The organism is Rossellomorea oryzaecorticis (assembly GCF_038405515.1).
Classification (GTDB): domain Bacteria; phylum Bacillota; class Bacilli; order Bacillales; family Bacillaceae_B; genus Rossellomorea; species Rossellomorea oryzaecorticis_A.
In genome coordinates, this window is the sequence record NZ_JBBYAF010000023.1 from 58006 (window position 1) to 68204 (window position 10199).

Sequence of the window (10199 nt, forward strand, 5' to 3'; positions counted from 1 at the left end):
CAGCCCTTTTTTAATAGACTAGTAATGAAAGATTTTCAATCATGAACTAACTTAAAGGAGAGATTGTATTGAAGAAAATTCAAAAGGTATTAGTCGCAAACCGCGGAGAAATTGCCATCCGTGTATTCCGTGCATGTACGGAACTGAATATCAGAACAGTAGCTATCTACAGTAAAGAAGATTCTGGTTCTTATCATCGCTATAAAGCAGATGAAGCTTACTTAGTAGGTGAGGACAAGAAACCAATAGATGCTTACCTCGATATTGAAGGAATTATCAAAATCGCTAAGAAATCCGGTGTCGATGCCATCCACCCTGGATATGGATTCCTGTCTGAAAATATTCACTTCGCAAGAAGATGTGAAGAAGAAGGAATCGTCTTCGTTGGTCCTCATTCAACTCATTTAGATATGTTTGGAGATAAGGTTAAAGCACGTAAACAAGCCCAGCTTGCAAATATACCTGTCATTCCGGGAAGTGACGGTCCAGTGACTACCCTTGAAGAAGTAATCAGCTTTGGAAAGGAAGCAGGATTTCCAATCATCATAAAAGCCTCACTTGGCGGCGGCGGCCGTGGAATGCGAATCGTCAGAAACCTTGAAAGTCTTAAGGAAGCATACGAGCGTGCAAAGTCAGAGGCAAAAGCAGCGTTTGGAAACGACGAAATTTATGTGGAAAAATTCGTGGAAAAACCTAAACATATCGAGGTGCAGATCCTTGGTGATGCCGAGGGTAATATTGTACACCTTTATGAGCGGGACTGTTCTATTCAAAGGCGTCATCAGAAGGTGGTCGAAATTGCCCCATCTGTATCCTTGTCAGATGAACTGAGAGAGGATATCTGTGAAGCGGCTGTACGTCTGATGAATAATGTGAAATACGTGAATGCCGGAACTGTTGAATTTTTAGTGGCAAATAACGAATTTTATTTCATCGAAGTCAACCCTCGTGTACAAGTGGAGCATACGATCACTGAAATGGTGACTGGTGTGGATATTGTTCAATCCCAGCTTTTGATCGCGGAAGGGCATGCTTTGCACAGCAGTAAAGTAGGAATTCCCCTGCAGGAAGATGTTAAGTTGAATGGGTTTGCGATTCAATCCCGGGTAACGACTGAAGATCCCCTAAATAACTTCATGCCCGATACAGGAAAAATCATGGCATACCGTTCGGGGGGAGGATTTGGTGTCCGTCTTGACGCTGGAAATGGATATCAGGGAGCGGTTGTTACACCTTATTATGATTCCTTGCTTGTAAAGCTTTCGACTTGGGCTTTAACATTCGAACAAGCTGCATCTAAAATGGTCAGAAATCTTCAAGAATTTAGAATTCGGGGGATCAAGACGAATATACCTTTCTTAGAGAATGTCGTTAAGCATGAAAATTTCATTACAGGGGAATATGATACATCATTCATCGATACAACGCCTGAATTATTCATTTTTCCAAAAAGGAAAGACCGTGGTACAAAAATGCTCTCGTACATCGGAAATGTGACGGTCAATGGCTTTCCTGGAGTTGAAAAGAAGAAGAAACCGGTATTTTCCAAACCTAGAACACCAGTGATCGATTTGACAGAACCAGTAAAACCGGGTACTAAGCAAATCCTTGATGAACATGGTGCAGATGGTTTAGTGAACTGGGTGAAAGATCAAAAATCGGTCCTTTTAACAGATACAACTTTCCGTGATGCTCACCAGTCACTGCTTGCGACCCGTGTCAGAACGAATGATTTGAAGCATATCGCAGAACCGACATCGAATCTTCTTCCAGACATGTTTTCGTTTGAAATGTGGGGAGGGGCTACATTTGATGTTGCCTACCGCTTCTTGAAGGAAGACCCTTGGAATCGGTTGTTGACATTAAGGGAGCGTATACCGAATGTGTTATTCCAAATGCTTCTGCGAGCATCCAATGCAGTGGGATACAAAAATTATCCTGACAATGTTATCAAAGAGTTTGTTGAGAAATCTGCCTTTGCCGGAATTGATGTATTCAGAATATTCGACAGCCTGAACTGGGTCAAAGGAATGGAAGTCGCGATAGACGCCGTAAGACAAAGCGGCAAGATTGCGGAAGCAGCTATTTGCTACACTGGTGATATTGATGATCCAACACGGACCAAATATGATATTGAGTATTACAAGCATCTCGCGAAAGAGCTTGAAGCAAGCGGGGCTCATATACTCGCAATCAAGGACATGGCTGGATTATTGAAACCGCAGTCTGCATACAGACTTATATCTGAATTAAAAGACTCTGTAAATCTCCCTATCCATCTGCATACACACGATACAAGCGGAAACGGAATTTATACGTACGCGAGGGCGATAGATGCAGGGGTCGATATTGTAGATACAGCGCTCAGCACCATGTCAGGGCTGACCTCCCAGCCGAGTGCAAACACACTTTATTATGCGTTGAAAGGTACTGAAAGAGAACCGAATATAAATATAGACTCACTCGAATCGTTGTCCCACTATTGGGAGGATGTGCGTAAATATTATACTGATTTCGAAAGCGGTATGATGTCACCTCATCCTGAAGTATACAAGCACGAAATGCCTGGTGGTCAGTACAGTAATCTTCAGCAGCAGGCAAAAGCTGTCGGTCTCGGGGATCGATGGGAAGAAGTGAAAGAAATGTATGCAAGAGTCAATCATCTTTTTGGTGATATCGTCAAGGTTACCCCTTCATCCAAAGTGGTAGGGGATATGGCTCTCTTTATGGTACAGAATGATCTGTCAGAACAAGATGTCATTGAAAAGGGTGAAAAAATCGACTTCCCTGATTCTGTCGTAGAACTTTTTGAAGGATACTTGGGACAACCACATGGTGGATTCCCTGAAAAACTTCAAAAAGTGATCCTGAAAGGGAGGAACCCATTAACAGTCCGCCCTGGCGAACTGCTTGATGATGTAGATTTCACGAAACTAAAAGAGAATCTGTATGAACAGCTTAAGCGTCCAGTCACAAGCTTTGATGCACTTGGATATGCGTTATATCCAAAAGTGTTTTCAGAATACGCCCAAACCCTTGAACAGTTTGGCGATATATCCGTACTCGATACGCCTACATTCCTATTCGGTATGAGACTGGGTGAAGAGATTGAAGTGGAAATCGAAACTGGAAAAACACTGATTGTTAAATTGGTGTCGATCGGCCAGGCGCAGGCTGATGGTACAAGGGTCATTTATTTCGAATTAAATGGTCAGCCTCGTGAGATTGTGATCAAAGATGAAAATATTAAATCCACGGTTGCAACGAAAAGAAAAATAGATCCAAAAGACGAAACACATATTGGCGCTTCAATGCCTGGTACAGTCATAAGAGTGATTGTCGATAAAGGAGAAAAAGTGGAAAAGGGAGATCACTTAATGATCACGGAAGCCATGAAAATGGAAACCACTGTTCAAGCGCCATTCTCCGGCACGGTGAAAGACATTTATGTGGAAAGCGGAGACGCTATCAGTCCGGGGGACTTATTGATAGAAATGCAAAAAGCTTAACAATAAACACACTTAAAAAGGATGCCGGTTATTTACCGGCATCCTTTCTTTTTGTTCAATCGTTATTCAATTTACTTCTGGAAGCCAGAAGGATAAAGTAACATAATAAACCGAACAGGCAGGAAATGATCAAGGCGTGGAGCAGGGCGATTCCTAGGTTTAATCGAGTGAAGACGACCAATGCTCCGGAAATTACTTGTAATGAAACAAGAGTAAATGCGATAATCCATCCCCAATAAATCACTTTTTGATGTTTATGTTCTTTAATGGCGATATACGTGATATAGGCAATCCATAAGAATATAAGTCCGGCAGCAGTGCGGTGTCCCATTTGTATCCATTCATACATATTCGCAGGGAGACCCGGGCTCGAATTCACACAAAGCGGCCAGTCTTTACAAACCAGACTTGAATTTGTATGTCTGACGAGCGCACCCGTATACACGACAATGTAACTGTACAATGTTACTCCAATCATATGAAGTCTCATCCGCTTGTTAATAACAAGTGAACTTGCTTCAAATTTTTGGTCAACCTCAAAAATAAGCAGAGTCAAGAGTAAAATTGCTGCGAAAGATATCAAGGAAATCCCGAAATGCAATGCAAGTACAAAATCCGATTGTCCCCAAATAACTGCAGCTGCCCCAATCAAACCTTGCAACAATAAGAAAAAGAAAGATAGGGCTGATAGAAATTTTGTTTCACGTTTATATCCTATGGCTTTCCAAGACCAAACTGACAAGGCAAGCACCAAGAGTCCCACTCCACCCGAGACTACCCTGTGAGCTAATTCGATGACGAGCTCTACTGTTATATTAGTGGGGATCAGTTGTCCGTTGCATAACGGCCACGAACGGCCGCATCCCATTCCTGATTCCGTTTTGGTCACTAAGGCTCCACCTAATAGTACAAATAGCATGCCCAATGTCGTGATAACGGCAAGCCACTTTAATCCTTTATGCAATCTATTCACCTTCTTAGATAAAGACTTAATTAATAGTAGACTAAAAAATATAGTAGAAAAATAGTTTGTTGCCTTTACGATAATAACGAAATTAAGTCCAAAACTCAACATATAAAATGTTACAGAATATTGAGCATTACTCAAGATAAGACCGGGAAGACTGTTTCATAGTAGAAATATCCTAAATCTGCTTACTGTAATTGTGTAAGCGCTTATCTTCAAAGTATGATAAGATAAAACCATCACCCCTTAGTAGACATGCAGCCTTAATATTTCGTTCTTCACAATATCTTCACAATATTATTTTTTTCTATCACAAAAAGGGAAAAATATATGGTTTAATATAATATTGATGGAGTATTTACTATTTCTTATCTTTACTAAAAATTTCAATTCGATATAGAAATGGTAGTTCATTTACTTTATAGTAGTAAGGGGTATCATCTGCCTCTGTTTGGTTTTAATGTGAGGAGGGGTAAAATGTCAAACAGTCGATTAATGACAAATCTGGAAGAAGCTAAGATTCCAGCATCCACCGTGTGGAAAGATTTCTTAGCATTAATCAAAGTCGGAATTGTTAATTCTAATCTGATCACTACCTTTACCGGGATGTGGTTAGCATTTTATTTTACTAATACACACTTTCTGAATTCTCTTGATATCATGTTTCTTACTTTAGTAGGTTCCTCTCTTATCATTGCGGGATCATGTGTGATCAATAATGTTTATGACCGAGACATCGATCACCTGATGGAACGTACAAAGGAGCGCCCAACTGTTACAGGCAAGATAAATGGTACGAAAGCTTCGTTATTGGGGCTTCTGATGATTGCATTCGGAATCATCATGCTGTTCATGACTACTGTAACTGCAGGTGTTATTGGGATAATCGGAGTTTTTAGTTACGTTGTATTATATACAATGTGGTCAAAAAGAAAATATGTAAGCAACACGATCGTAGGAAGCATTTCAGGTGCGGTTCCTCCGTTGATTGGATGGGCAGCTGTTGATGCAAATCTTGACATTATCGCTTGGATGCTGTTCTTGATGATGTTTATCTGGCAGCCGCCGCATTTTTATGCACTGGCGATGAAACGTGTGGAAGAATACAGAGCTGCCAATGTTCCAATGCTGCCTGTGATAAAAGGTTTCGCTGTTACCAAGCACCACATTGTCGCTTGGGTGGCTGCCTTACTTCCGCTTCCTTTCTTTCTAATGGATCTAGGAATGTTTTTCTTCATTCTTGCAACAGCTTTCAACATTGGCTGGCTGGCATTAGGCCTTGCAGGCTATAAGATGAAGGATGACATCAAGTGGTCTAAATTGATGTTTGTATATTCACTTAATTATTTGACTATCTTGTTTGTAGCGATGGTTATCGTTACCGTTATATAAGATTAGTGGGAATTCTTTCTAATAAGAAATCCAAATAGATATTTTTTTGAGTCCTTGTTTTATTTCACGAAGTACATTACACGAAAGAGGGGTTTGATTAAGCTATGAAAGCAAGGCTAACTAAGTGGCGCTTATTCTCCATTGTAGCCATGATGGCACTTATTCTTTCTGGTTGCGGTGAGCCGTTCATCTCGACACTGCAGCCGGCCGGGGAAGTAGCACAGACACAATACGATCTTATGATTCTGGCTACGTTAATAATGGTATTGGTTATTATTGTAGTAGTAATCATCTACACAGTTGCGATTATTCGTTTCCGAAGAAAAAAAGGAGACACTACAATCCCAAAGCAAGTAGAAGGAAGCCACACACTAGAGATACTATGGACAGTTATTCCAATCATCCTTCTGCTTATCCTGGCAGTGCCTACTGTCACTGCAACGTTCCAGCTTGCTGATACCAAAGCAATGGACAAAAAAGACGCCGATGGCAATCGTGATGCACTTGTTGTAAACGTTCGAGCTAACCTTTACTGGTGGGAGTTCGAATATCCTGATCAAAAGATCATCACATCTCAAGATTTAGTCGTTCCAACAGATAGGAAGGTTTACTTCAATGTTACAGCTTCAGATGTTAAACACTCATTCTGGATTCCTGCAGCAGGAGGGAAGATCGATACTAACGTTGATGGCGTCAACACATTCTTCCTTGAATTTGATGGACAAAAATCAGAGGACGCCGGTGGAGTATTTTACGGCAAATGTGCTGAGCTTTGCGGTCCATCACACGCTTTAATGGACTTTAAAGTAAAAGCATTGCCACAAGATGAATTTAATACATGGGTAGAAGATATGCAAAATGCAGGAGAACCTAAACCGACTTCTGATTTAGCTCAACAAGGACAAGAAATCTTCAACCAAAAATGTTTAAGCTGTCATGCTGTATCACCAGAAGATGGCCGTCCGGAGTCAGCTCGTCTTGCTCCTAACTTAGCAACGTTTGGAGAACGTAACCGAATCGCCGGAATTCTGGAACACAATGAAGAAGAACTGAAGAACTGGCTAGAAGACCCAGAACAATATAAGCCAGGAAATAAAATGACAGGTACATATGGAGAGTTGTCAGACGAAGAGATGGACGCTCTTGCAGAATACCTGATGGGTCTGAAAGTTCAAGATTAATAGGGGATTAGTTAAAAGGGAGGTTAAATCGTGAGTAGCTTAGCACAGAAAAAAGGCTTCGGAGCGACTGTTTGGGACTATTTAACAACAGTAGACCATAAAAAGATCGCCATCCTTTACCTTATGGCAGGAGGATTCTTTTTCCTGCTTGGAGGTCTAGAAGCTCTTATTATCCGTATACAGCTTGCAGTGCCTAATAGCGACTTTATTAGTGCAGGCTTATACAATGAAGTATTGACAATGCACGGAACGACAATGATATTCTTGGCAGCCATGCCTTTGGTTTTTGCATTCATGAATGCCGTTGTTCCTTTACAAATCGGTGCTCGTGATGTTGCATTTCCTTTCGTGAATTCACTTGGATTTTGGTTATTCTTCTTTGGAGGGGTTTTCCTTAATCTTTCATGGTTCATGGGTGGAGCACCGGATGCAGGATGGACATCCTACGCGTCCTTATCCTTGGCATCAGAAGGTCACGGAATTGATTTTTACGTGTTAGGGTTACAGATTTCAGGTGCAGGTACGTTAATTGGTGGTATCAACTTCCTTGTTACGATCATTAATATGCGTGCTCCTGGTATGACGTATATGCGTATGCCGTTGTTCACTTGGACAGCATTTGTTACATCAGCACTTATCTTATTTGCATTCCCAGCATTGACTGTCGGACTATTCTTATTGATGTTTGACCGCATGTTCGGATCTAACTTCTTCGATGTAGCAAATGGCGGTAACACAATCATTTGGGAACATTTCTTCTGGATCTTTGGACATCCTGAAGTTTACATCCTTATCCTGCCGGCATTCGGTATTTTCTCTGAGATCATTCCACACTTCTCAAGAAAACGCTTATTTGGATACTCATCCATGGTATTCGCTACCGTGCTTATCGGTTTCTTAGGATTCATGGTTTGGGCTCACCATATGTTCACTGTCGGTCTTGGTCCAATCGCAAATGCGATCTTCGCTGTAGCGACTATGGCTATTGCGGTTCCAACAGGTATTAAAATCTTTAACTGGCTTCTCACAATGTGGGGAGGAAGCCTGAAATTTACAACTCCGATGTTGTATGCAGTTGCTTTTATTCCTTCTTTCGTAGCTGGGGGAGTAACTGGTATCATGCTTGCATCCGCTGCAGCTGACTATCAATTCCATGATACTTATTTCGTTGTAGCTCACTTCCACTATGTTATCGTAGGCGGGGTTGTATTCGCACTACTAGCAGGTACACACTATTACTGGCCTATAATGTTCGGTACGAAGTTAAATGAGTTCCTTGGTAAAATTTCCTTCTGGTTATTCTTTATCGGGTTCCACTTAACATTCTTCATCCAGCATTTCCTTGGTCTTATGGGTATGCCTCGTCGTATCTGGAAATTCTTGCCTGGTCAAGGATTCGAGACTGGTAACTTAGTAAGCTCCATTGGAGCAGGATTTATGGGTGTAGCCGTAATAATCCTTCTTATCAATGTGATCATGACTCAAGTTAAAGGTGTCAAAGTAGGTAAAGATGCTTGGGGAGACGGCCGTACAATCGAGTGGGCGCTTCCGGCACCGCCTCCATTCTATAACTTCAAGCAAACTCCGCTTATTCGCGGATTGGACGCTTTCTGGTTAGAAAAGATGGAAGGGAAAAAAGGTCTTACACCAGCTGAACCGATCGGCGATATCCATATGCCGAATAACTCAATCTTACCGCTTATCATTTCTTTCGGACTGTTCGTTGCAGCCTTTGGCGCAATGTATCGTCCTGATGGAGAAGCGTGGGCATTGCCTGTATTAATTATAGGTATGGGGATTACATTGGGAGCAATGTTCCTGAGATCTGTAATCGATGATCATGGCTATCATGTTCATAAAGAAGATTTAATGGATGATGATAAAGGGGGTAAGGCATAATGCACGCAGATGAAAAATTTACGCCAAAGACCTGGCCGGCCACCCCTGAAAAGGCGACCCTTGAGGGGAAAAATAAATTTATGGGCTTTTGGTTCTTCCTTGGTGGAGAAACGGTACTGTTCGGCTCGCTTTTCGCGACGTACTTAGCTCTGAAAAACAAGGTCCCAAGTGAAAGTCACGCGTTGTCCACGGATATATTCGATCTTCCGTTGGCGTTTGTGGCTACCATGTTGCTTTTGACAAGCTCGTTAACAAGTGTTTATGCAATGTATCATATGAAAAATTATAATTTCCAGCGTATGCAGGCATGGTTATTGATCACTGTTGTTTTAGGTGCTGCATTCCTTGGTTTGGAAATTTATGAATTTAATCATTACGTCCATGAATACGGGCATACTTTTACTAGCAGTGCATTTGGTTCAGCCTTTTACACGCTGGTTGGTTTCCACGGAGCACACGTGGCCTTCGGTCTTCTTTGGATCATCAGTCTCATGCTCCGTAACGCAAAACGCGGTTTAAACCTTTACAATGCACCGAAGTTCTACTTGGCTTCTCTATACTGGCACTTTATCGACGTTGTATGGGTATTTATCTTTACAGTAGTATACTTAATGGGAATGGTGGGATAAACTGATGGCGAATCAACAATCAAATTCAGGTAACCCAAGTGTAGATTACGAATATCGTCGTAAGAAAAATGCAGAAGACATGAGAATGCAGGTTACTTCATTCATGTTTATGATTTTCTTAACACTTGTTGCATTCATCGCTGTTGCAGGTGACTTTGATAAGTACTTCGTGGTACCATTCATCCTGTTACTGGCAGTAGTACAATTGATTTTCCAATTATATTACTTCATGCATATGAGTCATAAAGGACATGAAGCTCCTGCATTGTTCTTGTATTCCGGAGCACTTATAGCGTTTGTCACAGTACTAGCGTTCATGACAATCGTCTGGATCTAACAAGAAAGTCAGCCAATTTCTATTGGCTGGCTTTTTTTTAGCCTCTGAGCAAAGCCCTTACGCTTTTCTATTGTCCAGCTCCGGCGGCTAGCCCCTCGAGGTCATAAGCTAAATGGTCGAAGAAGGCAAAGAACGCCTTCCCGGCCCATTCATCTTATGCTTGTCGGAGCTGAACGAGCCGCCTCCGCTTTTCTATTGTCCAGCTGCAGGGCTTAGAGGCACATGTCATAAGCCAAACCGGCCAAGAAGGCAAAGAGCGCCTTCCAGTCCGGTTCGTCTTATGCC

The 10199-nt window shown here is 41.7% G+C and carries 7 protein-coding genes; 6 read left to right on the forward strand and 1 reads right to left on the reverse strand.

Annotated features, from left to right (window positions below; genetic code table 11):
• Positions 1 to 68 precede the first annotated feature (68 nt).
• Positions 69 to 3509: a pyruvate carboxylase gene (gene pyc / locus AAEO50_RS12700; RefSeq protein ID WP_341984164.1), complete on the forward strand. Its 3441-nt coding sequence runs from the start codon at positions 69 to 71 to the stop codon at positions 3507 to 3509.
• Positions 3510 to 3564: 55 nt separating this feature from the next.
• Here pyc and AAEO50_RS12705 read toward each other — a convergent pair whose 3' ends face one another.
• Complete coding sequence (locus AAEO50_RS12705; protein ID WP_341984166.1) at positions 3565 to 4473, reverse strand: heme A synthase; 909 nt, start codon at positions 4471 to 4473, stop codon at positions 3565 to 3567.
• Between the two features lie 480 nt (positions 4474 to 4953).
• On the opposite strand from AAEO50_RS12705, the gene cyoE reads away from it, so the two are divergent.
• The 5 genes from cyoE to ctaF all read left to right on the forward strand — a co-directional run bounded on the left by cyoE (position 4954) and on the right by ctaF (position 9914).
• Positions 4954 to 5868: a heme o synthase gene (cyoE, locus tag AAEO50_RS12710; protein WP_341984168.1), complete on the forward strand. Its 915-nt coding sequence runs from the start codon at positions 4954 to 4956 to the stop codon at positions 5866 to 5868.
• 104 nt (positions 5869 to 5972) lie between these two features.
• The gene (gene coxB, locus AAEO50_RS12715) at positions 5973 to 7049 is read left to right on the forward strand and encodes a cytochrome c oxidase subunit II (protein WP_341984170.1); all 1077 of its coding nucleotides are present in this window, start codon (positions 5973 to 5975) and stop codon (positions 7047 to 7049) included.
• 30 nt (positions 7050 to 7079) lie between these two features.
• Positions 7080 to 8948: a cytochrome c oxidase subunit I gene (ctaD, locus tag AAEO50_RS12720; RefSeq protein WP_341984172.1), complete on the forward strand. Its 1869-nt coding sequence runs from the start codon at positions 7080 to 7082 to the stop codon at positions 8946 to 8948.
• The gene (locus tag AAEO50_RS12725) at positions 8948 to 9577 is read left to right on the forward strand and encodes a cytochrome (ubi)quinol oxidase subunit III (protein WP_341984175.1); all 630 of its coding nucleotides are present in this window, start codon (positions 8948 to 8950) and stop codon (positions 9575 to 9577) included. The genes ctaD and AAEO50_RS12725 overlap by 1 nt, the downstream gene beginning before the upstream one ends.
• 4 nt (positions 9578 to 9581) lie before the next feature.
• Positions 9582 to 9914: a cytochrome c oxidase subunit IVB gene (ctaF, locus tag AAEO50_RS12730; RefSeq protein WP_341984177.1), complete on the forward strand. Its 333-nt coding sequence runs from the start codon at positions 9582 to 9584 to the stop codon at positions 9912 to 9914.
• The last annotated feature ends 285 nt before the right edge of the window (positions 9915 to 10199 follow it).